Source organism: Micromonospora sp. NPDC047812, from assembly GCF_040704175.1.
Lineage (GTDB): Bacteria > Actinomycetota > Actinomycetes > Mycobacteriales > Micromonosporaceae > Micromonospora.
In genome coordinates this window covers 327,443-350,307 of record NZ_JBEYRY010000006.1, presented here as the reverse complement: position 1 = coordinate 350,307, position 22,865 = coordinate 327,443, and the positions used below count along the sequence as shown (strand labels likewise).

At 72.5% G+C, this 22,865-nt stretch carries 20 protein-coding genes, 1 tRNA gene and 2 pseudogenes; 12 read left to right on the top strand and 11 right to left on the bottom strand.

Annotated features, from left to right (window positions below; translation table 11 throughout):
- A pseudogene (locus AB0883_RS23495) lies at positions 1-192 on the top strand (phytochelatin synthase); the annotation flags it as partial.
- Between the two features lie 105 nt (positions 193-297).
- Here AB0883_RS23495 and AB0883_RS23490 read toward each other — a convergent pair.
- The 3 genes from AB0883_RS23490 to AB0883_RS23480 all read right to left on the bottom strand — a co-directional run bounded on the left by AB0883_RS23490 (position 298) and on the right by AB0883_RS23480 (position 2,997).
- Positions 298-954, bottom strand: coding sequence for a hypothetical protein (locus AB0883_RS23490; RefSeq protein WP_366643353.1), 657 nt, complete (start codon positions 952-954; stop codon positions 298-300).
- Between the two features lie 125 nt (positions 955-1,079).
- Complete coding sequence (locus tag AB0883_RS23485) at positions 1,080-2,288, bottom strand: snapalysin family zinc-dependent metalloprotease (protein WP_366643352.1); 1,209 nt, start codon at positions 2,286-2,288, stop codon at positions 1,080-1,082.
- A gap of 229 nt (positions 2,289-2,517) precedes the next feature.
- Positions 2,518-2,997 carry a hypothetical protein gene (locus tag AB0883_RS23480; protein ID WP_366643351.1) on the bottom strand — a complete coding sequence of 160 codons (480 nt, stop codon included), beginning with the start codon at positions 2,995-2,997 and terminating at the stop codon, positions 2,518-2,520.
- A 213-nt stretch (positions 2,998-3,210) separates the two neighbouring features.
- Between AB0883_RS23480 and AB0883_RS23475 the strand changes: the two genes are divergently transcribed.
- Positions 3,211-4,416 carry a chitosanase gene (locus AB0883_RS23475; RefSeq protein ID WP_366643350.1) on the top strand — a complete coding sequence of 402 codons (1,206 nt, stop codon included), beginning with the start codon at positions 3,211-3,213 and terminating at the stop codon, positions 4,414-4,416.
- Positions 4,417-4,425: 9 nt separating this feature from the next.
- On the opposite strand, the gene abc-f is transcribed toward AB0883_RS23475, so the two are convergent.
- From abc-f to AB0883_RS23455, 4 genes are all read right to left on the bottom strand, one after another.
- Complete coding sequence (gene abc-f, locus AB0883_RS23470) at positions 4,426-6,075, bottom strand: ribosomal protection-like ABC-F family protein (protein WP_366643349.1); 1,650 nt, start codon at positions 6,073-6,075, stop codon at positions 4,426-4,428.
- Positions 6,076-6,298: 223 nt separating this feature from the next.
- Positions 6,299-7,393, bottom strand: coding sequence for an SRPBCC family protein (locus tag AB0883_RS23465; RefSeq protein ID WP_366643348.1), 1,095 nt, complete (start codon positions 7,391-7,393; stop codon positions 6,299-6,301).
- A gap of 128 nt (positions 7,394-7,521) precedes the next feature.
- Positions 7,522-8,721, bottom strand: a complete 1,200-nt coding sequence (locus AB0883_RS23460; protein WP_366643347.1) for an RtcB family protein — start codon at positions 8,719-8,721, stop codon at positions 7,522-7,524.
- A gap of 239 nt (positions 8,722-8,960) precedes the next feature.
- Positions 8,961-9,033 (bottom strand) — tRNA-Pro (locus tag AB0883_RS23455).
- A 463-nt stretch (positions 9,034-9,496) separates the two neighbouring features.
- On the opposite strand from AB0883_RS23455, the gene AB0883_RS23450 reads away from it, so the two are divergent.
- Genes AB0883_RS23450 through AB0883_RS23430 form a run of 5 tightly spaced genes read left to right on the top strand, consistent with a single transcriptional unit; the run spans position 9,497 to position 13,096 of the window.
- On the top strand, positions 9,497-10,150 hold the full coding sequence (locus tag AB0883_RS23450; RefSeq protein WP_366643346.1) for a DUF6058 family natural product biosynthesis protein: 654 nt from the start codon (positions 9,497-9,499) through the stop codon (positions 10,148-10,150).
- A gap of 39 nt (positions 10,151-10,189) precedes the next feature.
- The gene (locus AB0883_RS23445; RefSeq protein ID WP_366643345.1) at positions 10,190-10,648 is read left to right on the top strand and encodes a helix-turn-helix domain-containing protein; all 459 of its coding nucleotides are present in this window, start codon (positions 10,190-10,192) and stop codon (positions 10,646-10,648) included.
- The gene (locus AB0883_RS23440; RefSeq protein ID WP_366643344.1) at positions 10,641-11,057 is read left to right on the top strand and encodes a DUF4180 domain-containing protein; all 417 of its coding nucleotides are present in this window, start codon (positions 10,641-10,643) and stop codon (positions 11,055-11,057) included. The genes AB0883_RS23445 and AB0883_RS23440 overlap by 8 nt, the downstream gene beginning before the upstream one ends.
- A gap of 43 nt (positions 11,058-11,100) precedes the next feature.
- Positions 11,101-12,291: a spore photoproduct lyase family protein gene (locus AB0883_RS23435; protein ID WP_366643343.1), complete on the top strand. Its 1,191-nt coding sequence runs from the start codon at positions 11,101-11,103 to the stop codon at positions 12,289-12,291.
- 22 nt (positions 12,292-12,313) lie between these two features.
- Positions 12,314-13,096 carry an alpha/beta hydrolase family protein gene (locus tag AB0883_RS23430; protein ID WP_366643342.1) on the top strand — a complete coding sequence of 261 codons (783 nt, stop codon included), beginning with the start codon at positions 12,314-12,316 and terminating at the stop codon, positions 13,094-13,096.
- A gap of 62 nt (positions 13,097-13,158) precedes the next feature.
- On the opposite strand, the pseudogene AB0883_RS23425 reads toward AB0883_RS23430, so the two are convergent.
- Positions 13,159-13,380 (bottom strand): annotated as a pseudogene (locus AB0883_RS23425) (DUF664 domain-containing protein); the annotation flags it as partial.
- Positions 13,381-13,761: 381 nt separating this feature from the next.
- Between AB0883_RS23425 and AB0883_RS23420 the strand changes: the two are divergent.
- The 5 genes from AB0883_RS23420 to AB0883_RS23400 all read left to right on the top strand — a co-directional run bounded on the left by AB0883_RS23420 (position 13,762) and on the right by AB0883_RS23400 (position 18,586).
- A complete protein-coding gene (locus AB0883_RS23420; protein ID WP_366643341.1) occupies positions 13,762-14,811 on the top strand; it encodes a membrane dipeptidase in 1,050 nt (349 codons plus the stop codon).
- A 38-nt stretch (positions 14,812-14,849) separates the two neighbouring features.
- The gene (locus tag AB0883_RS23415) at positions 14,850-16,460 is read left to right on the top strand and encodes an ABC transporter substrate-binding protein (protein ID WP_366643340.1); all 1,611 of its coding nucleotides are present in this window, start codon (positions 14,850-14,852) and stop codon (positions 16,458-16,460) included.
- A 70-nt stretch (positions 16,461-16,530) separates the two neighbouring features.
- Complete coding sequence (locus AB0883_RS23410) at positions 16,531-17,403, top strand: tetratricopeptide repeat protein (RefSeq protein WP_366643339.1); 873 nt, start codon at positions 16,531-16,533, stop codon at positions 17,401-17,403.
- Between the two features lie 2 nt (positions 17,404-17,405).
- On the top strand, positions 17,406-17,609 hold the full coding sequence (locus AB0883_RS23405; RefSeq protein ID WP_089000078.1) for a tautomerase family protein: 204 nt from the start codon (positions 17,406-17,408) through the stop codon (positions 17,607-17,609).
- The gene (locus tag AB0883_RS23400; RefSeq protein WP_366643338.1) at positions 17,606-18,586 is read left to right on the top strand and encodes a D-2-hydroxyacid dehydrogenase; all 981 of its coding nucleotides are present in this window, start codon (positions 17,606-17,608) and stop codon (positions 18,584-18,586) included. Before AB0883_RS23405 ends, AB0883_RS23400 begins: the two co-directional genes overlap by 4 nt.
- Before the next feature lie 201 nt (positions 18,587-18,787).
- On the opposite strand, the gene AB0883_RS23395 is transcribed toward AB0883_RS23400, so the two are convergent.
- The 3 genes from AB0883_RS23395 to nikB are packed head-to-tail and all read right to left on the bottom strand — an operon-like array spanning position 18,788 to position 22,864.
- Positions 18,788-20,983 (bottom strand): thiamine pyrophosphate-dependent enzyme, encoded by a 2,196-nt coding sequence (locus tag AB0883_RS23395; RefSeq protein ID WP_366643337.1) that lies wholly within the window; start codon positions 20,981-20,983, stop codon positions 18,788-18,790.
- A gap of 20 nt (positions 20,984-21,003) precedes the next feature.
- Positions 21,004-21,927, bottom strand: a complete 924-nt coding sequence (locus AB0883_RS23390) for an ABC transporter permease (RefSeq protein WP_366643336.1) — start codon at positions 21,925-21,927, stop codon at positions 21,004-21,006.
- Complete coding sequence (gene nikB / locus AB0883_RS23385) at positions 21,917-22,864, bottom strand: nickel ABC transporter permease (protein WP_366643335.1); 948 nt, start codon at positions 22,862-22,864, stop codon at positions 21,917-21,919. The genes AB0883_RS23390 and nikB overlap by 11 nt, the downstream gene beginning before the upstream one ends.
- Between the last annotated feature and the right edge of the window lies 1 nt (position 22,865).

Genomic DNA, 22,865 nt, shown 5'->3' with positions numbered 1-22,865 from the left:
GCCGGCACCGCCACCGACACCGACGGAGTCACCCACTCCTTCGAAGGCGGGCACTACATCAGCGTCGTCGGCTACCGCGACAACGGTGCGACCGTCACCATCGCCGACTCCGCCAACCCCGACCAGGCCTCCTACCGGATGAGCGTCGACAACCTCGCCGACTGGATCGCCACCCGCGGCTACACCGCCTGACCGACGACAACACCCACACCAAGACGACGGAGGGCCGGACCCCACACGGGGGTCCGGCCCTTTCGCCATGCCGGGCGCTGGCCCGCCCCTGCCCGCCCGCCCCGCTCAGGGCCGGCGGTTGCGCTCCTGACTGAGCCGCTCGTCGAGTCGGCCGAGTTCGTAGATCGCGTTCAGTTCCGTCGGCAGGTGGGTCACGTTGTCGACCACGGGTTCGTCGTCCGGATCGGGGTCGAGGGCGGTGACGGGGGCGGGGACCGGTGGGCCGGCCGGCCCGGCCGGGCCGGTAGCCGCAGCGGCGGGCCGGCGCCGCCGGTGCAGGACGAACAGCACCGGCACCGCCAATCCCGCCAGCACCAGGCCGTAGACCAGCCACCGGTCCGATCCCCCGCCGTCCTCGCGCGGTGCAGCCGCGACCGTCGAGGGGGCCTCGGGGGCGGCGCCCCGCCCGGGCGGCGCGTCGGCCTCGCGTTCGGCCGGTCGCCCGGCAGGCCGGTCGCCGGCGGGCGCGGACGCGGACCGGCCCGGTGCCGCCGGGACGGCCGGCGCGGCCGACGGGCCGGCCGGGGACGGGGCGGGGGCCGCCGAGCTGGACGGCGCGGGTGTCGGGGAGGCGCCCGGGGTGGCCTTCCCGCCCCCCTGGAGCAGGTCGTCGACGACCCGCCCGACGCCGTCGAGCAGGTCACCGACCGGCCCGCCGGAGGCCGTCGGCGTCGGCGCGGGAGCGAGCGCCAGGGTCAGGGCGAGCGCGGCCACGACACGCATGGTTCACCTCGGAAGGGGTCGATGTGCCAGGCACCGTACCGCACTCCGGGTGCTCGCCGCGTGACGCCCCGGGACGACGACGTACGGGGGACGCCGCGCGCGGCGTCCCCCGTACCGGGGTGGGGTCAGACCGGCAGGCCGCCGACCTGGGTGTTGATCCAGGACCGGATGGACGGCAGGTCCACGTAGATGGACGGGCCGGTGGCGCAGGTGGAGTTGTTGTTGCCGGCCCGGCTGGTGGCGCCGATCAGGGCCCACGCCCCGTTGATCCGGCGCACCTGCGGGCCGCCCGAGTCGCCGTAGCAGGCGCCCGCGTTGCCGTTGGTGTTGTTGGTGCAGATCTCGTACGGGCCGTTGATGCCGAGGCAGCGGCTGTCCGCGACGATCGAGGTGTCCAGCTCGTGCGCGACGGTGGGGGCGCTACCGCAGCCCCGGGGGGCACAGGTCTGGCCCCAGCCGATGATCCGGGTGGCGGTGCCGACCGCGCCGGAGGTGCTCGGGATCGGCGCCGGGGCGTAGCTGACCGAGCTGCCGAGCTGGAGCAACTTCACGTCGACGCTCGGGTGGCTGACCGCCCGGATCACCGAGACGACGGTGCCGCCGCTGGTGCGGTTGATGCTGCCGACCCGCACCGAGGAGGGCGTCCCGCAGTGCTTGGCGGTGACCGCCCAGTTGGCCTTGATCAGGGTGCCGGTGCAGCCGGAGACGTACACCATCCACGGGTAGTTCTCGCTCGCCGGCCGGCCGTTGACCACCTGCGGCGAGATGTCGTCGGTGTCGTTCCACGTGAACGTGCCGGTGGGCGCCTCCGCCGCGGCGAGACCACCGGCGAAGAGCTGGTTCACCCTGGACGCCTCGGCGGCGCTCGGGTACGCGTTGGTGCAGGAGACCGGCGCGCTGCTGCCCGACATCAGGTCGGAGCAGAGTCCCGTACGCCGGTCGGGCAGGCCGAGGATGTGGCCGAGCTCGTGGGTGGCGATGCGGGTGCGGTTGTACCCCTGGTTGACGGCGGTCCAGCCCATCCAGACCCGGCCGGCGCCGAGGCTGGTGACCTGCGCGCGCGGCCAGCCGCTGTCGACGTAGATGGTGACGTTGCCCGGCGTACGGGCGACCAGCTGGACGTTGCTGACCTGGCTGTTCCAGATGGCGGCGGCCTGGTCGAAGTTGGTGCGGAACTCGCCGGCGCGGCTCGCGTCGTAGTAGACGGTCCGGGCGGCGGACGCGCCCGGGTCGGCGGCGGACGCGCTCGTGCCGGTGGCGACCTGCATTCCGGTTGCGGCCAGCACCGCCGCCAGCGCGGCGGTCGCCGCGTGCAGCAGTTGTCGTCGGAACATACACGCACTCCCTGAGGTTGTCCGGCGGCGTGCCACCGCCAGTCATCGATGTACGTGAATGCTAGAGCGAAGGCCGCCGATATGCGGCATAACGGAATCGTCATACCGGCAACACCGCCGCGCGCCGCACGGACCGGATCGGCGCGCAGCCGCGGGCGGCGTGCCAGCCGCCGGGAAGACCGCCCCCATCCCCTCGGCGCACCGCGCGGACCGGCCCCGGCGCCGGCGCTCAGCCGGCCGACGACGCGGCGGTCCGCTCCGACGAACGGGCGGCCCGGCGGACGTCGCCGGCCGCCAGCGCGAACAGCGCGAGCGCACCGGCGAGGGCCGCATCCACCCCGATCACGAATCCGCGCTCCGACCCGGCCGGCGCCACGGCGACACCGGCGGCAAGCGCCACCGCCGCCGCGAGCGCCATGCCCAGGCGGGCCGACGCCTCCCACCGCAGGGCCCACCGGCTCCCCGGCCACCGCCCCGCGGCGAGGCCCGCGCGCAGTCGCCACGCGGCGGCGGCGATGAGCGACGCACCGAGCGCGCCGGCGGCCCCGATCACCAGCCACGGTACGGCGAACGCCCCCGCCCGCCCGGCGGGCGACGACACGCCGCCCGCCGCGAGCAGCGCGAACCCGACCGAGAACGCGACATGGACGAGGATCACCCGTGACAGGCGACGCCGCAGCTCACTCAGCTCGGTGACCGGTGTGGACACTGCCGCCTCCCCTGCTCGGGCCTCCCCCGCATCGTGCCACGCCGCGGGGCACCCCACCCAGGGGTGACCGGCCCCGACGTTGACAGCCAATCGACGCACTGCTATTTGTTAATACAGTTTCCTGAAGCTCGTGGTGGCCGTCCGGCACGTCCCATGCCGGCTGCGGGGCCACCCACCTGAGGCGGCGCGCCGCCACCCCACCCGAGGAGCGCCATGCCTCGCAAGCGGACAGTCGCCCAGCTCTCGGGGGCCCTCGCCGTCACCGTCGCCGCGATCGGCTACGGCCTGCCCTCGGCCAGCGCCGCGGCGGCGGGGCCGGTCACCGGCCTGGGCGGGAAGTGCGTCGACGTCGCCGGGGCCAACCCGGCCAACGGCACGCCGATCCAGCTCTGGGACTGCAACGGCACCGCGGCCCAGGTCTGGACGGTCGGCAACGCCGACGGATCGGTCCGCGCGCTCGGCAAGTGCCTGGACGTCACCGCCGCGTCGACCGCCGACGGCGCCAAGGTGCAGCTGTACGACTGCAACGGCACCGGCGCGCAGAAGTGGACCGCCAGCAACGGCACGCTGGTCAACACCGGCTCGGGCAAGTGCCTCGACGTCACGGACTGGAGCACGGCCAACGGCGCCCGGTTGCAGATCTGGAGCTGCGCCGGCACCGCCAACCAGCGGTGGACCCTGCCTGGCGGCGGCGCCCCGCCCACCCCGTCCGCCCCGGCCGGCGCGCCCCTCGACGACCCGGCCAAGAAGGACGTCGCCATGCAGCTCGTGTCGGCGGCGGAGAACTCCTCGCTCGACTGGCGCGCGCAGTTCTCCTACATCGAGGACATCGGCGACGGGCGGGGCTACACCGCCGGCATCATCGGCTTCTGCTCCGGCACCGGCGACATGCTCGAGCTGGTGGAGGCGTACACGCGGACCAAGCCCGCCAACGTGCTGGCCGGCTACCTGCCGGCGCTGCGCGCCGTCAACGGCAGCGACTCGCACGCCGGCCTCGACCCGTACTTCCCCCGCGACTGGCGCACCGCCGCCGCCGACCCGGTGTTCCGGGCCGCGCAGGAGGCCGAGCGGGACCGCGTCTACTTCAACCCGTCCGTCCGGGACGGCAAGGCCGACGGGGTACGGGCGCTCGGGCAGTTCGCCTACTACGACGCGGCCGTGATGCACGGCTACGAGGGCATGCGCGCGATCCGCAGCCGCGCCCTGGCCCGGGCGAAGCCCCCGGCCCAGGGCGGCGACGAGCGGACCTGGCTGCACGCCTTCCTCGACGAGCGGGTCGCCGAGATGAGGAAGGAACCCGCCCACTCGGACACCTCCCGTGTGGACACCGCGCAGCGGGTCTTCCTCAACAACGGCAACCTCAACCTGGACACGCCGCTGGTGTTCGCCGTCTACGGCGACCAGTACCGCATCGGCTGACGTCCCCGGTCACGACTCCGACGCGACGTCGGCGGGGGCGCCGGTCTCCCGCAGCCGGCCGTCGGCGAGGCGCAGCCAGCGGTCCACGCCGATCGCCGCGAGGAACCGTTCGTCGTGGCTGACCACGACGAACGCGCCCTCGTACGCGTCGAGCGCGCTCTCCAACTGGCCGACGCTGACCAGGTCCAGGTTGTTGGTCGGCTCGTCGAGCAGGAGCAACTGCGGTGCCGGTTCGGCGAACAGCACGCAGGCCAGGGTGGCGCGGAGCCGCTCGCCGCCGGAGAGCGCCCCGACCGGGAGGTGGGCGCGGGCGCCCCGGAACAGGAAGCGGGCGAGCAGGGTCATCCGCTGCGCCTCCGGCATCGCGGGCGCGTACGCGGCCAGGCTCTCCGCCACCGTGCGGTCGAGGTCCAGCAGGTCCAGCCGCTGGGACAGGTACGCGACCCGGCCGTCGGCCCGCCTGATCCGACCGCCCTCCGGCTGCACGTCGCCGCTGACCAGGCGCAGCAGGGTGGACTTGCCGGCGCCGTTCGGACCGGTGAGCGCGATCCGCTCCGGCCCCCGGATCGTGAGGTCCACGCCGTCACCGGCGAACAGGGCACGCTCGCCGTAGCGGACCTGCATCGCCTCGCCGTGGAAGACCGTGCGACCGGCCGGAAGGTTGGTGCCGGGCAGCTCCAGCGTGATGCGCTGCTCCTCGCGCAGGGCACGGCCCGCCTCGTCGAGCCGGGCCTTGGCGTCGCCGACCCGCGCGGCGTGCGTCTCGTTCGACCGGCCCGCCGACTCCTGGGCGCCCCGCTTCATCGTGCCGGCGAAGATCTTCGGCAGGCCGGCGCTCTTCAGGTTGCGCGCGGCGTTGCCGGCCCGGCGCTCGGCCCGCTCGCGCGCCTGCTGCATCTCCCGCTTCTCCCGCTTGACCTCCTGCTCGGCGTGGCGGACGTTCTTCTCCGCGACCTCCCGCTCGGCGCGCACCGCCTCCTCGTACGCCGTGTAGTTGCCGCCGTAGGAGCGGACCTCGCTCCGGTCGAGTTCGAGGATGCGGTCCATCCGGTCCAGCAGCGCACGGTCGTGGCTGACCAGCAGCAGGCACCCGTTCCAGTCCTCCAGCACCGCGTGCAGCTTGCGGCGGGCGTCGAGGTCCAGGTTGTTGGTGGGCTCGTCGAGGAGCAGGACGTCGGGTCGCCGCAGCAGTTGCGCCGCCAGGCCGAGGGAGACGACCTGACCGCCGCTGAGGGTGTGCAGGGGCCGGTCGAGGGAGACGTCATCGAGGCCGAGCCGGTCCAGTTGGGCGCGGGTGCGTTCCTCGATGTCCCAGTCGTTGCCGATCGTGGTGAAGTGCTTCTCGTCGGCGTCCCCGGACTCGATGGCGTGCAGCGCCCCGAGCACCGGCGCGATCCCCATGACCTCGGCCACGGTCAGGTCGCCGGCCAGCGGAAGGCTCTGCGGCAGGTAGCCGAGCAGCCCGTCGACGGTCACGGAGCCGCCGGTGGGCCGGTGCTCCCCGGCGATCAGCTTCAGCAGCGTGGTCTTGCCGGCGCCGTTCGGCGCGACGAGGCCGGTGCGGCCGGCGCCCACGGTGAAGGACAGGCCCTCGAAGACCGGGGTGTCGTCCGGCCAGGAGAAGGAGAGGCGAGAACAGATGATGAACGCATCGGACATGCGGAAACCCTTGGTGTGACGTGGGCGCGCGGGGCGCCCTGGGGACGGGATTCGGAAACGACGGCCCGCGGCCACGGCGGCGGTCGAACGCCTGCCGCTGGCCGGGCACTTCCGGTCTCACCCGGAGATGTCGTCGTCACCCGCCACGTCTGGTCTCCCTGTCCCGATCACTCGTGCCCATCCTAACAGCGCGGGCGCGGCGCCACGGATACCCGCGACGGCGTCAGAGACCCGCGCACGGGTCGTCGCCCAGCGAGCAGTCCTCGGGCGCCCTGGTGAGCTGGTCGACGTCGCGCACGACGAACGTGAAGGTCCGCGAGCGACCGGCCGGCACGGGCGGCCCGGTGAAGGTGACGACCTGCCCGTCCTGCCGCCAGTCCGCCCCGCTGACGTCGGTCAGGGTGCCGCCCTCGGCCAGCGTGACGACCACCGCCCAGCCGTTCACCACCGTGCTGCCGGGATTGTCGACGACCACCTCGCCGGTGAAGCCGAGCAGGCGCGTCGACACGGTCTCGTAGCGGGCGGTCATGGCGGGGGCCGACGGCGCGTTCGAGGTGGGCGTACGCGAGGGCGTCGTCGAGGGGCTCGCCGACGGCGTCCGGCTCGGGCGGGACGGGGTCGGCGTGGCGCTGCGCGTGGGGCGGGCCGACGGGGTCGCCCGCGGCGTACGGCTCGCGGTGGCCGCGGCGGTCGGCGACGGCGTCGCGACCGGGCCGGCGACCGGGTCCGGCTCGGCGGGCAGGACCGCCCACACCGCCGCGCCGGCGGCCAGCACGACGCCGGCCAGCCCCGCGACCAGCAGCGGCCAGCGGCGGCGGCCGGCCGGTGCCGGCTCGTCGGCGACCACCTCGGTCACCGGCATCTCGGCGGTCATCCCGGCCTCGCCCCGACGCAGGTCGACCTGCCGGAAGGCCAGCCAGTCGAGGATCGCCGGCAGGCGTCCCGTCAACGCCTGCCGGTAGGACTCCTCGCGCTGCTCGCGCTGCTCCTCGCTCCAGCTGCCGTGCTCCAGCACCTCGCGGACCGACAGCCGGCACCCCTCGGCGGTGGGGGTGACGGCACAGGCCAGCCGGCTGCGCCGGCCGCCCTCGAGGCACCGCAACACGATCAGCTCCGGCTCCCGCCGGTCGGTCACCTCCGCGTCGACGGCGGCGTCGAACCCGGGCAGGTCGGCGGTGAACAGCAGCAGCCGGCCGCGCGAGCCGGCCATCGGCTCGACCTCGGTGAACCACCGGGCGAGCAGAGCGCGATCCGTCAATGCGTGCCACAACCGGTTAGCCGGGTGGAACAGGTCGACCTGTACGTCGATCTCGGTCACGGCGAGACTCTACGGGTATCGATCGCGGCCCGACCCGGACGGGGGGATCCCCCACCGGCCGTGGTCGGCACCGCGCGGGCCGTCGGGTGGGTGACCGGCGCCCTCCCCTCCCGGGCGCCGGTCGGCGGTCATCCCTTCACGCAGACCACCTGCTTGAGGTGCGCCACCACCTCGACCAGGTCCTCCTGCTGCGCCATCACCTGGGTGATGTCCTTGTACGCCCCCGGGATCTCGTCGACCACCCCGGCGTCCTTGCGGCACTCCACGCCGGCGGTCTGCGCGGCCAGGTCGGCGGTGCTGTACGTCCGCTTCGCCTGCGCCCGCGACATCCGCCGTCCCGCCCCGTGCGAGGCGGAGCAGTACGCGTCCGGGTTCCCCTTGCCCCGCACGACGTACGAGCCGGTGCCCATCGATCCCGGGATGATGCCCAGGTCCCCCCGACCGGCCCGGATCGCCCCCTTGCGGGTGACCAGCACGTCGACGCCGTCGTAGCTCTCCTCCGCCACGTAGTTGTGGTGGCAGCTGATCGGCTCGTCGTAGCCGACGTGCGGGAACTGCTCCCGTACCACCCCGCAGAGCAGGGCGAGCATGACCGCCCGGTTGCGCCGCGCGTACTCCTGCGCCCACCACAGGTCCCGGCGGTAGGCGTCCATCTCCGGCGTGCCGGCGAGGAACACCGCGAGGTCGCGGTCGGGCAGGTCGGTGTTGTGCGGCAGCCGCCGGGCGACCGCGATGTGCCGCTCCGCCAACTCCTTGCCGATGTTGCGGGAGCCGGAGTGCAACATCAGCCACACCCGCCCCTCGTCGGCGCCGCCCTGCTCCAGGCAGACCTCGATGAAGTGGTTGCCGCCGCCGAGCGTGCCCATCTGCCGCTGGGCCCGCGTCTCCAACTGCGCCACCCGCCGGTCGAGGTCGGCGAACCGGCGCCAGAAGTCGTCCCAGCCGGCCTGCTCCAGGCCACGGACCCGGCGCGGGTCGACCGGCTTCTCCCGCTGGTTGAACCCGACCGGGATCGTGGCCTCGATCGCCGAGCGCAGCCCCGCCAGATCGTCCGGGAGGTCGGCGGCGGTCAGCGAGGTGCGCACCGCGGACATGCCGCAGCCGATGTCGACGCCGACCGCCGCCGGCGAGACGGCCTGCCGCATCGCGATGACCGAGCCGACCGTGGCGCCCTTGCCGAAGTGCACGTCGGGCATGACCGCGACGCCCTGCACCCACGGGAGCGCGCCGATGTTGCGCAGTTGCTGGGCGGCCTGCGGCTCGATGCCGTACGGGTCGGTCCAGACCCGGACCGGCGCGCGGGTGCCCGCGAGCGGGGTGTAGCTCATCGTCGTCTCCTCGTGTCGTCGGCTGGTCGCCACCGTGGCGGCGGGACCGGAAGGCATCGACGACCGCCCGGGGATCGAACCCGGAGGGAGTGGCCTGCACGGCCTCTCCGCGCCCAGCGCGCGGCCGGCCCGCCAGGCGGGGCCCGACGGGTGCGGCGGTGGGCCGGTCGGGCACCGGGTGAGCCTCCCGATGCTCCGACGGCCCGTGTCAGGGCAGGGCCGCACGCCCTGCCCTGCCGTCCGGGACCGGGGAATCGAACCCCGTGTCTCTCGCACCCAAGGCGAGCGGGTCAGCCAGCTCCCTCGTCCCGGTGACGGTCGTGCTCCCGGTCGGCCCATGTGCGGGGCGACCGGGTCGATGCTTCCACTGTGGAGTTGGACGGGTGACGTCGCCGGGGCGTGGACGGCACGGAGGTGGACGGCGATCGGGGTGGACGAAAAAGCCGCCCGGCCCCCGGCGGGGTGGGCGGCTGCGCGTACGCGCGGGCGCTAGACGCGCCGCCACCCTCGTCGCGGCCCATGTCCGGGGAGGCGCCGCCCGCAGGCTGGTGTGCCCGTGGGCAGCGGGGCACCGCCGCGCGGCGTCGGCCACACGGCGTCGGTGCGGGTGCGCTGCGACACGGCGTACTCCCTGGTCGTTCGGTTGACCTTGCGCCGACGACGGTAGGCGGGCCGGGACGGTGGCCGCAATGGATATTCGCGTTCCGTTCGGCCGGCGCCGAACCGTCCGGCCACTACCGTTGCGCCCCGACGACGCGGGCAGGAGAGGGCTCCGATGCGGCTCAGGCGGTGGGTGGCGCGACGGTACTGGCAGGTCAACGGCGACCATCCGATGACGGAGGCGGACGACGCGTACGTGAGCGCGCAGTTCGCGGTGCTCGACGAGCTGTGCGCGGCACGGGGGTGCGACGCGGACGACGTACGCCGGCTGATGGTCGACCGGCGGCTTCCGTTGCCGGGATATCTGCGCTCCGACGGCGCGGAGATGGTGCCCGTGGACCTGTTCGCGCTCGCCGAGCAGGCCGGCGGGACGGACGCACTGGAGGCGTGGTTCACGGGCCACTGGACCGAGGAGGGCGCCGGCGCCGCGGAGTGGGACGCCTATCTCAGCGGCCGGTACGTCTGCCTGCGATCGGTCGCCCCGGCCACGATCCGGCGCAAGGACGAGCTGGTGGCGACCATCCGGGCAACGCTGGCGGACCTCGACGCCGACCCGGCCGACGACGGCACGGCGCTGCGGCTGTCCGCGCTGGTCGACGAACTGGACGCGCTGATGCCGGCGTTCACCCCGTACGACCGGCTGCGCTTCGGCGGCCCGACCTCCCGGGACACCTACGTCGACGCGGTGCGGGCCCGCCTACGCGAGCGCCCCATGACCGCGCGGGGGCCGGCACCAGCGCGGAGGGGAGCGACACCTGCATCACAATGACTTCCCTATCCTTCCCCTTCGGGGCTAGATTGGGGAACGATGAGTGAGGAAATGTACTCGGTCGAGCAGGTGGCCGTGCGGCTGGGCCTGCACGTGCGGACCGTGCGGGGCTACATCCGCGCCGGTCGGCTCAGGGCGGTACGGATCGGCAAGCAGTACCGGATCGCCCGCGCCGACCTCGACGCGCTGACCGGTCGGCCGGCACCCGCCCGTCCCGTCGGCGGCGCGGCGGTGGAGGTGTCGAGCATCGTGCAGATCGACGGCGTCGACCGGGCCGCGGCCGACCGGCTGGCCACGCTCGTCCTGGCCGCGGCGAACAGCACCCACCACCACCCCGCGCACCCGCTGCGCATCCAGACCGTCCACGACGAGGAGCGGAACCGCATGAAGATCGTGATCCTGGGCGGCGCCTCGGCCACCGCCGATGTGCTGCACCTGGTCGACGCCGTGCTCGACGGCGACAACGGCCTGCTCACCGGGGAGGCCGGCGATGCCTGACGTCATCCAGGAGCGGGCCGGGGTGCCGGTGCTGGTGTGCGACCCGGACGGCCCGCCGGTGACCACCGAGCAGGACGCGCTGGACCTGATCGGCTCGGCCTTCCTCGGCGCCCGGGTGGTGGCCGTGCCGGCGAGCCGGCTCGACGCCTCCTTCTTCGCCCTCGGCACCCGCTTCGCCGGTGAGATCATGCAGAAGTTCGTCAACTACCGGCTACGCCTGGTCGTCGTCGGCGACATCGGTGAGCACCTCGCGGCCAGTTCGGCCCTGCGCGCCCTCGTCCACGAGTCGAACCGCTCCGACCACGTGTGGTTCGTCCCCGACCTCGACGCCCTCGACGCCCGCCTGGCGCCGGCGGCGCGACCCGGTGGGGCCACACCCGAGCCGGACGGGGCGCCGACGCGCGGCTGACCGCTCCGGGGTTGCCGGCGCGCGGGGCGGGTAACCGGTGCGGATGAGGCCGGAGGCCGAGCCGGTGGACATCGACGAGCCGCTGGCCGTCGACGTACCGCCCGCGCCGCACGACGCCAGCGGCGAGCGCGTGCCGACCCGCGACCTGGCCGGGCTGGCCCCGGCGGCGCGGCCGGCGCGGCGGTGGACGCCGCGCCGGGTGGTCGCCACGCCGGCCGCGCTGGAGCACCCGCACGGCCGACGGATCGCCCGGCGGGTCGAGGCCCTGGGCATCGAGGTCGAGCGGCTGCGCGCCAACCGGCTCACCGGCGTCCGCGGCGCCACCGAGCGGGAGACGTACGCGCGGGCGAAGGCGACCATGGCGATCGTGGTCAGCCCGCCGTCGCGCCGGAAGCTGCAACCCATCGCGCCCAGCGCGGACTGGCGCTTCGACCTGGCGGAGGGCTGCCCGGCCCACTGCCAGTACTGCTACCTGGCCGGCTCGCTGTCGGGGCCGCCGGTGACGCGGGTGTACGCCGACCTGGACGACATCCTCGCCGGCCTGGCCGACTACGCCGGACGGGGCACGGTCACCAGCCGCAACGCCGGGCGGGCCGCCGAGGGCACCACCTTCGAGGCGTCCTGCTACACGGACCCGCTGGCCCTGGAGCACCTCACCGGCAGCTGGCGGCGGGCGGTGGAGCACTTCGCCGGCTGGGACGCCCCGGTGCAGCTGCGCTGGACCACCAAGTACGCCGACGTCGACACGTTCGTGGGGCTGCCGCACGCCGGCCGCACCCGCGTGCGGTTCAGCGTCAACTGCCGCCCGGTCAGCGAGCGGATGGAGGGCGGCACGGCCACGGTCGCGCACCGGCTGGCGGCGCTGCGCCGGCTCGCCCTCGACGGCTACCCCGTGGGGTTGACCGTCGCGCCGATCATGCCGCTGCCCGGCTGGCGGGAGCACTACGGCGAGCTGCTCGACGCGGTCGCGGACGCCGTCGCCGGGGTGCCCAAGCTCGACCTGACCGCCGAGCTGATCACCCACCGGTTCACCCCGGGCAGCAAGGAGGTGCTGCTCGGCTGGTACCCGCGCACGAGGCTGGAGATGGACGAGTCCGCCCGCAGCCGCAGGTACGGCAGGTTCGGCGCGGTGAAGTACGTCTACCCGCGCGACACCATGGCCGAGCTGCGCACCTGGTTCCACCGCGAGCTGGCCGCCCGGCTGCCGGCCTGCCGGGTCCTGTACTGGACCTGACGATCCGCTACGGTCGACGACCGTGGCCCTGACGCGTGTCGACTTCCACTCCGAGGTGCTCGGTCTCAGCACCTCGATGACGGTGATCCTGCCCCAGCGAACCACCTCGCAGATCGGCATGTCCGGCAGCGCCGGACAGGGCGAACCGCCCGTGCTCTACCTGCTGCACGGGCTGTCCGACGACGACACGATCTGGCTGCGCCGCACCTCGATCGAGCGGTACGTGGCGCCGCTCGGCCTGGCCGTGGTGATGCCCCAGGTCGGGCGCAGCTTCTATACCGACGAGGAGCACGGCAACCGGTACTGGACCTTCCTCACCGACGAGCTGCCCCGGCTGTGCCACGAGTTCTTCCGGCTCTCGGCGCGGCGGGAGGACACCTTCGTCGCCGGGCTCTCGATGGGCGGCTACGGGGCGCTGAAGTGGGCGCTGCGCGACCCGGGCCGGTTCGCCGCGGCGGCGAGCCTGTCCGGGGCGCTCGACGTGGTCAACCGCCGCCGTCATCCGACCGCGCCCCTCGACCCCGACGTCTGGCACACCGTCTTCGGCGAGCGCACGGTGACCGGCACCGACGACGACACCGTCGCCCTGCTCGACGCGGCGACGGGCGCCGACCTGCCCGCGCTCTACGTCGCCTGCGGCACCGAGGACTTCCTGTACGAGGACAACCTCACCTTCGTCACGGCGGCCCGCGAGCGCGGCGTCCCGCTCACCGTGGACTTCTCCCCCGGCACGCACGACTGGGCGTACTGGGACGCGAAGATCCAGGACGTGCTGGCCTGGCTGCCGCTGCGCACCGGCGGCTGACCCGACCGGCCCCGGGTGCCGGCCGGGCGGCGCCGGTGGCCGGGCGCCGGGCGCTCAGGCGCCGACGGCTGGAAGTCGCCGGAGTCCGACCAGACCAGCGGCACGTCCTGGCCGTCGATGGTCCGGCGGAACCAGGCCCGCTCCACCTCCGCCATGTGCCGGACCAGGCCGAGCAGCGACAGCGTGGACGGGGGCATCGACTGCCGGCGCAGGTCCTCGTCGGACAGCCCGTCGCACTTCATCGCGAGGGTCGCCCGGTGGTAGTCGAGGAAGGCGCGCAGCATCTCGCGCTCGTCCCCGGTGACCGGCGGCCCGATCCGTTCGGTGGCCACGGCCCACTATCCCTCCCGTGACGGCGCGCCCGCCGTGCGACGGTCGCCCGGCTGCGCGGCGGAGCCCCGCCTCGGGGAGATCGTGCCGGACGCCGGGCGGGGCGTGGTGCGCGGCCCTCCCGCCGTCTCGACCCGCAGGAACCGGAGACTCCCACGTCCAGCAGGCAACTGTCCGATTTGCGCCATAACGCTCCCGTGCGGTGGCTCACCATCCATCATTCTGACGAAATTCGTCGCTCAGGCACCAAAATTTGACGAGTTCGCCAGGATCTATGGACATGAACCGGCGGCCCTCGTAGGGTCTCACCATCTTCCGATGATCCTGGAGATGATGTGAACACTGCCGTCACGGAAATTCCCGCCAACCAGGCGACCGAGCTGCACGCCGCCGCCACCGTGGTGGACGGGAGCACGGTCATCGAGCTCAGCGACGCCCACCTCGACCGGATCCGGCGAGGCGGCGTCACCGCCGTCAACCACACGGTCACCCGGCCGTACGCGGACACGCTCACCGCCCTGCGGGAGGTGAACCGGTGCCGCAGGTGGATCGACGAGCACTCCGACGACGTGCTGCTCGCGCTGACCGTCGCCGACATCGAGCGGGCCAAGGCCGAGGGCAAGGAAGCCGTCATCTTCGGTCCGCAGGACACCGAGATGATCGGTGCCGACCTCGACCTGCTCGGCACCTTCTACGATCTCGGCGTCCGCATCCTGCAGCTGACCTACCAACGGCAGAACCTGCTCGGCGCCGGCTGCGGCGAGGAGAACGACTCGGGTCTGACGCACCGGGGTCGCCGCTTCGTCCAGGCGATGGACGAGCTGGGCATCCTGGTCGACGTCTCGCACTGCGGCGAGCGCACCGGCCTGGACGCCATGGAGGCGTCCGCCAAGCCGGTCGTCGTCACCCATTCCTTCTGTGACGCGATGTCGCCGCACATCCGGGCCAAGTCCGACGGCTACCTGCGCAGCCTCGGCGAGCAGGGCGGCGTCATGGGTATCACCACCCTGTCAGGGTTCCTGTACTACCCGGAGGCCCCGTCCCGGCGTCCGGATCTGGCCCGCTTCGTCGAACACGTCAGCCGCGTGGTGGAGGTGGCCGGCATCGACCACGTCGCGATCGCCACCGACTACGACGAGACGTGGACCGAACCGATGCGGATCGCGCAGTTGGAGTCCATCGCGCAGTCGAAGTCCAAGGAGCACCAGAACCTCCTCGGTGACTTCGGCTGGACCGAGCGCCGGGCGATCGGGATGGACGACGCCGCGGACTTCCCCAACTTCACCGAGGCGCTGCTGAAGGGCGGCTTCTCGCCCGCGGACGTGACCAAGATCCTCGGCGGCAACTGGCTCCGGGTCTACGGACAGACGTGGAAGCCGGCCTGACCTGTAAGTGCTGATCGTGACACCAGCCAAGGAGACCAATGCGAACTCGTGTTTTGACCAAGGTGCTGGCAGTGGGCGTCGTCTCGGCGCTCGCCGCCGGCTGCGGAGGCGGTGAGCCTCCGTCCAAGAACAGCGGCAGCAGCTCCAACGACGGCCTGAGCGGCAGCGTCCGCCTCCAGGACGAGTCGCAGCCGGCAGGCACCCCGAAGCCCGGCGGTCGACTTCGGATCATGATCCGGCTGGACGCCAACGAACTCGACCCGCACCGCATGTCGGAAACCTCGGCCTTCGTCATCAACGAGCAGATCTACGAGTCGCTGGTGCAGTCGTACCGGGGCGAGATCAAGCCGGCGATCGCGGAGTCGTGGACGCAGAGCACCGACGGGCTGACGGTGACGTTCAAGCTGCGCGACAACGCGGTCTTCCACAGCGGGCGCAAGGTGACCGCGGCGGACGTGAAGTACTCGATCGAACGGATCAAGGACCCGGCGACCCGGGCGCCACGGGCCCGGAGCTACGAGGGCATCAGCTCGGTCACGGCGCTCGACGAGCGTACCGTCGAGATGAAGCTGGCCAAGCCGAACGCCGCCATCCTGACCCTGCTCTCCACCGCCGCCTCGTCGATCGTGGACCGCACGGTGGCCGAGGCGGGCGGCCTCAACGGCAGCGTCGACGGCGGCAGCGGCCCGTTCAAGATGGCCTCGCGGGTCACCGGCCAGGCCATCAAGCTCGACAAGCACGCCCAGTACTGGGAGCAGGGCGTTCCCTACCTCGACGGGATGGACTTCACCTTCAACCCGGACGACAACGCCCGCGCCGCGGCGGTCCGCAGTGGCACCGTCGACTTCCTCTGGCGTCCCGCGCCCGAGTTCATCGACGCGCTCAAGCGCGACGAGAAGCTCAAGTGGTACGGCGGATCCGGGTCGCTCTCGCTGCACCTGCGGCTCAACACCTCCAAGGCCCCCTACGACAACGTGAAGGTCCGGCAGGCCATCTACCTCGCGCTCGACCGCCAGGAGATCCTCAACGTGGCCAACTCCGGCTTCGGGACCGCGCTCAACGCGGGTTACCTGCCGCCGGACCGGTTCGGCGCGGTCAAGGAGCCGATCTACGGCAAGGCCGACATCGAGAAGGCCAAGGCGTTGCTGGCCGAGGCGGGGTTCCCGAACGGCTTCGAGGCCAAGCTCATGGTCATCGCCACCTCGGCCTTCCAGGTGCGCTCGGCCGAGGTGGAGCAGCAGCAGCTCGCCAAGATCGGTATCAAGGTGACCATCGAGTCGGTCGAGTCGACCATCGCCGACACGAAGACGAAGTCCGCGGACTTCGACATGTACCAGTCCGGCTTCGGTCTGACCTACGACCCGGACGAGCGGTTCACCGCCAGCTTCCTCCCCGGCGGCGGCCTGAACTACGGCAACTGGTCCGACAAGGAGTACGAGAGCCTCGTCGTGCAGGCCCGCTCGGAGCTGGACAAGGACAAGCGCGCCGCGCTCTACCAGCAGGCCGAGAAGATCCTGGCCGAGCGCGGACCGGTGGCCATGACCTTCCTGAACGCGGACTTCGACGTGGTGCAGAAGGACGTCATGGGATACCAGGGCGACCCGACACCGACGTACCGCTTCTACCGGCACATCTGGCTCGACCGCTGACGGCCGTGGCGGGGACGCCGACCTCCCGGCGCCCCCGCCACCATCCGCGAAGACGACGAAAGGCAGGCCCATGACGTCCGTACCGCTGACCGACCGCTATGTCATCGCCGCCCGGCTCAAGGGCTACCTCAACAAGCACGGCGAGTCGGTGGCACTGCTGACCGAGGCGCTCGAGCTGGAGCCGGGCAGCGCACGGCTGCTGCGCTTCCGGGGGCACCGACGCATCTCGACCGGCGACTACGCCGGTGCCATCGCCGACCTGCGCGCCGCGGCCGACCAGCTGCCCGGCGTCGAGGACGAGTACGAGATGTACCAGCCCGAGGTGGAGAAGGACGTCGTCAGCCTGATCCTCGGCAGGCCCGAGCAGGTGCGCCCGCAGCACCTCACCGACACCATGGCCGCCGAGGACCCGGAGGCCCTCGGCCGGTACAACACGACGCTGCACGCCGGCATCTGGTACCACCTCGGCGTCGCCCAGTACCTGAGCGGTGACTTCGAGGGCTGCCTGCCCAGCTTCCGCGCCGCCGAGGAGTCCTCGCGGCACCAGGAGGGCATCGTGGCGTCGCAGGACTGGCAGTACATGGCGCTGCGCCGACTCGGCCGGCCGGCCGAGGCCGAGGAGGTGCTCGACCGGTTCCGCAAGATCGCCCTGGTCCAGGAGGACCACCTGGTCGGGTACGAGGGCCGGATGCAGCTCTACACCGGAGACATCACCCCGGAGCAGCTGTGGACGATGTGCGACGGCAACGACCTGAAGACCGTCACCCAGGGTTACGGTCTGGGCAACTGGTACTACCACGAGGGTGACGTCGGGAAGGCCCGTGAGGTCTTCGACGGGGTGCTGCGGACCGGTGTCACGCACGCCTTCGCCTACCTCGCGGTCAAGGCCGAGTACGCCAACAATCCCGACTTCGCCGCGGCGGCGACGACAGAGGAGAACTGACGATGGCAATCATCCGTGCCGAGATCGGCAAGCGTGACCAGGAGACCAAGAACGCGATCATCGCCGAGCTGACCGACGTGCTGGTCAAGTACGGCTCCCCGCGCGAGAACACCCACGTCCTGCTCTACGAGGTCTCGTACGACAACTGGGCCAAGGGTGGCCTGACCTACAACGAGCGGAAGAAGCAGGCGCAGGAGTCGTCATGACCGTCGCCACCCGGGGACCCCACGTCCTGATCACGCCGAACCTGGCCGAGCTGCTGCCGCAGCTGCGCGAGCGCTATCCGCAGTGCCGGTTCACGCCGGTGCCGGAGGACGAGCCGGTACGCGAGGAGTACCTCGACGCCGAGGTGATCCTGCGCAGCGCGATGAACGAGGACACCTTCGACGAGCTGCTCAGCAAGTGCGACGGGCTGCGCTGGATCCAGATCACCGCCGCCGGCTTCGACTGGGTGGGCGGCGACATCATGCGCCGCCGCCTCGACGAGGGGCTGGTCTACACCCGGTCCGGCAACTCGTACAACGTGCCGATCGCCGAGTACATCATCGGCGCGGTGCTCCTGCACCAGCGGGCGTTTCCCGAGCTGCGCGAGGCGCAGGAGCGCCGCGAGTGGGTACGGATCGTCGGCCGTGACCTGATCGGCAGCACCATGCTGGTCTTCGGCACCGGCGGGATCGGGCGTGAGGTGGCCTGGCGTGCCCGGGCCCTGGGCGTCACCGTCATCGGGGTCAACCGCGCGGGTACGCCCGCCGAGGGCTTCGACCGGGTGGAGTCGTTCGCCGACCGCCTCGCGCTGCTGCCCGAGGCCGACTCCGTGGTGCTGGCCATGCCGCTGACCGGGGAGAACCGGTACTTCTTCGACGCCGCGCACTTCGCGGCGATGAAGGAGACCGGCCTCCTGGTCAACGTCGGGCGGGGTGCGCTGATCGTCGAGGACGCGCTCGTCGACGCCATGCGGCAGGACCGGATCGCCGGTGCCGTGCTCGACGTGTTCGAGGAGGAGCCGCTGCCTGCGGACCACCGGTTGTGGAGCCTGCCCCGCACGACGGCCACCCCGCACACGTCGTTCCGGGGTTCGGGCAACCTGCAACGGCTCTACGCGGACTTCTGCGCCAACTTCGACCGGTACCTGGCCGGTGAGCCGTTGACCGGCACGAAGCGTCGGCCGGAGCTGGGGTACTGACCGACCCGTCCCGCGTCGGAAGGCGGCGGCGCACCCGGACACCGGGTGCGCCGCCGCCTCACGTCGTGCCCGGCCGCCGGGCGTCCGGGCGGCGTGGCACCCGATGTCGTGGACGGCTCAGCTGTACGCGTCCCGCGGCCACGCCGGCGGCCCACCCGGTCGATCGGGTGGGCCGCCGGCGTCATGCCGTCGGAGTCGGGGTCACCCGAGCAACGAGCGGGCCGCCGCCAGCACGTCGTCCTCGCCCAGCAGCACCTGGTCGGCGGCCGGGCCCAGGGGGATGTAGCTGTCGACGCTGTTGACGCGGGAGACGCGGCCGGTGAAGCCGCCGTCGACCAGTGCGGCCACCACCGCCTCCGAGACTCCACCGCTGGCGCGGCTCTCGTCGACGACGAGGACCCGCGGGATCCCGGCGAGCGCGGCGCGCAGGCTCGCGGCCGGCAGCGGCGCCAGCCACTGCAGGTCGATCACCCGGGTGCCGACCTGTCGTTCCCGGGCCAGCGTCCCGGCCACCCGCAGGCTCATCGGGACGCCGTTGCCGAAGGTGACCATCGCCAGGTCCGTGCCCTCGCACACCGTCCGCACCTGGCCCAGCGGGTTCTCCGTCGCCGCCCAGTCCGCCGGCTGCGGATAGTCGGCGAGCCAGCCGCCGTCGCCGTCGGTGTGCAGGTCACGCCGGTGGTAGAGCGCGATCGGTTCCAGGAAGACGCACACCCGCCCCTCCTGCTCGGCCAGGGCGAGACACTGGCGCAGCAGGGCGGGGGCGGTGGCCGGGTGTGACGCGACCGCGAAGGCCAGGCCGGGGATGTCCCGCAGCACCGCCACCGAGTTGTCGTTGTGGAAGTGCCCGCCGAACCCCTTCTGGTAGGCCAGGCCGGCGATCCGCACGACCATGCCGTTGGAGTACCGCCCGTCGGAGAAGAAGCGCAGTGAGGCCGCCTCGCCGCGCAGCTGGTCCTCGGCGTTGTGCAGGTATGCCAGGTACTGGATCTCCGGGATCGGCAGGGTGCCGGCCAGGGCCCCGCCGAGCGCGACCCCGAGGACGGTCTGTTCGTCGAGGAGCGTGTCGAAGACCCGGTTGGCCCCGAAGGCCTTCCGCAGCCCCCGCGTGACGCCGTAGACGCCGCCCTTGCGCGCCACGTCCTCGCCGAAGACCTGGGCCTGCGGCCAGGTCAGCAGCGCGTCGTGCAGGGCGGCGTTGATCGACTGGGCCAGGGTGAGCGGGCCGCGGGACTCGGGGAGCCTGCCGCCGAACGCCCTCTCCCGCCCGGCGCCGGTGCGGCGCGCGGCGGCGCCGACCCGGCCCACCCGGCGGGCGGTCAGTGGTGCGGTCACCGCCGCCGGGTCGTCCAGCCGCCCGACCCGGCCCGGTATCAGCCGGGCCTGGTCCATGACCTGCTTGCGGGAGTGCTCGTAGCGGGTGAGGGTCTCGGCCGGGCTGAGGATCCGCCGCCGCGCGAGCAGGGCCGCGGTCGCCAGGATCGGGTCGCGGGCATGGTCGGCGAGGATCTCCGCGCGGGTCCGGTAGGCCAGCTCGGCGTCGGAACCGGCGTGGCCCATGAACCGTACGGTGCTCAGGTGCAGCACGGCGGGCTGACGTCGGGTACGCACCTGATGCGCCACCTCGGCCGCCGTCGCCAGCAGGCCGGCGGGATCGGTGCCGTCGGCGTACGCGTAGTGGATGCCGGGCAGGGCCGACAGCATCCGCCGCACCCAGCCCCGCGGGGAGCGGGTGCTGATGCCGATGCCGTTGTCCTCGCAGACGAACAGCAGCGGCACCGGGATTCCCTGGTGGGCGCTGTAGCCCACCGCGTTCAGGGCGCCGGCCGCCGTCGAGTGGTTGGCCGAGGCGTCGCCGAAGCTGCACACCACCACGGCGTCGGCCGGGTATCCGGTGTCGGTGACGCCCCGGTCGAGCGCGAACGCCAGGCCCATGGCCCGGGGCAGGTGGGAGGCGATCGTCGACGTCTGCGGAATGATGTTCAGGTCCCGGTGACCGAAGACCTTGTGCCGGCCACCGGAGATCGGGTCCTGCCGGGACGCCGCCGCCGAGTGCAGCACGTCCGCGATCGGCGTGGAGCCGGCGACCTGACCGGCCCGCGCCGCGTAGAAGGCGCCGGAGCGGTAGTGCAGCAGGGCGGGATCGGTCGGGCGCAGCGCCAGCGCGACGGCGGCGTTGCTCTCGTGCCCGCTGGACCCGATCGTGTAGAACCCCTCCTGCCGGGTCTGCAACCACCGCAGCGCGAGGTCGAGGTGCCGGCTCTGGATCTGGGCGTCGAGGTAGTCCACCAGCAGGCCGGGGTCGATGTCGACGTCCGGGGAGGTCTCCTCGGGCGGCGGCTGGCCCGCGGACCACTCGGTGAGGCGGCGGACCAGGTGCTCGTCGATGGATTCCACGCGGTTGTGCTCCTTGCGGGTCAGCGACTCGAGCGGCCCCGCAGCCGCGGGTCCAGTACGTCGCGAAGGGTGTCGCCCAGGAGGTTGAAACCGAGGACGGCGATCATGATGCAGACCCCGGGTACGACCGACGGCCAGATCGACATCTCCATGAAGGACTTGCCGTTGGAGAGCATCGAGCCCCAGGACGGTTGGGGCGGCTGCACACCGAGCCCGAGGTAGCCCAGGGACGCCTCGATCAGGATCGCGTAGGCGATGCTCGTGGTGAACTGCACCGCGATCGGAGCGACCGAGTTGGGCAGGATGTACTTGAGGATGAGCCGGGTGTTGCTCAGCCCGACCGCCTGCCCCGACTCCACGTACGGCTCCCGGCGCACCGACATCGCGGTGCCGCGCACGATCCGGGCGAAGCTGGGGATGAAGACGATGACCAGGGCCAGGACGAGGTTCTCCGTGCCCGGTCCGCGGGCGGCCACGACCGCCAGGGCCAGCAGCAGGGTGGGGAAGGAGAACATGATGTCGGTCGCCGGGGTGATGATCGCGTCGAGTACGCCCCGGTAGAAGCCGGCGAGCAGCCCCAGCAGTACGCCGATGGCCCCGGCGCAGGTCACCACGATCAGGCTCACCGTCAGCGAGGTGCGTGCGCCGTAGAGCGCCCGGCTGAGCAGGTCGCGCCCGGCCTCGTCGGCGCCGAGCGGGAAGTCGCCGCCGGGTGGGGCGAGCCGCTGGTCGGACATCGCGGTCGGGTCGTAGGGGGAGATCAGCGGGGCCAACGCCGCGGCCGCGATCATCAGCACCACGATGACCAGCCCGGCCAGGCCGACCTTGTCCCGCGTCATCAGTCTCAGCAGGTGGCCGCCGCGGCGCCCGGCGGGCTTCGGGGAGGCGCCCTCCTGCTGCTCGCCGCGACGTTGGCGGCGGCCGGGAACGGCTTCAGTGACCACTGCGCAACCTCGGATCCAGGTAGGTGTAGAGCAGGTCGACGAGGAGGTTGACCACGACGTAGAAGAAGGCAAGGAAGAGCAGGGTCCCCTGGACGACGGGGTAGTCACGCTGGCTGATCCCGCGGATGACCATGGTGCCGAGCCCCGGCCACGCGAAGACCTGCTCCACGATGACCGTGCCGCCCAGCAGCGCCCCGGCCTGGATGCCCAGCACCGTCACCACCGGGATCAGCGAGTTGCGCAGGGCGTGCCGGACCATGACCCCGCGTTCGCCCAGCCCCTTGGCGCGGGCGGTGCGGACGTAGTCCTGGTTGAGCACCTCCAGCATGCTGGACCGGGTCATCCGCATGCTGATCGCGGCGAGGCTGGCGCCGAGGGTGACCGAGGGGAGGATGAGGTACTTCAGGCTGCCCAGGAAGCCCTCACCCTCCCCCGCGCCCTGTGACGGCAGCCAGCCCAGCGAGACCGAGAAGATGTACACCAACAGGATGCCGAGCCAGAAGTTCGGCAGCGACAGCCCGATCAGCGACGCGACCCGGGTGCTGGCGTCGAGCAGCCCGTTGCGCTTGGTGGCGCTGAGCACACCGAGCGGGATCGAGATGAGGATCGAGACCAGCAGCGCCGACACCGCCAGCAGCAGCGTGGACGGGAAGCGCTGCATGATCTCTTCGAGCACCGGCTGGCCGGTACGCATCGAGGTGCCGAGGTCGCCCTGGAGGAGGGCTCCCAACCACCTCACGAACTGCTCGTAGACGGGCATGTCGAGCCCGAAGTAGCGGCGCATCTCCGCCTCGATCGCGGGGTCGCCGAAGTCCTGGCCCATGATCGAGCTGATCACGTCGCCGGGGATCATGCGGATCACCAGGAAGGAGATCACCGAGATCCCGAGCAGGACCGGGACAACCGATATAAGGCGGATCAGCGTGATGCGCAGCATG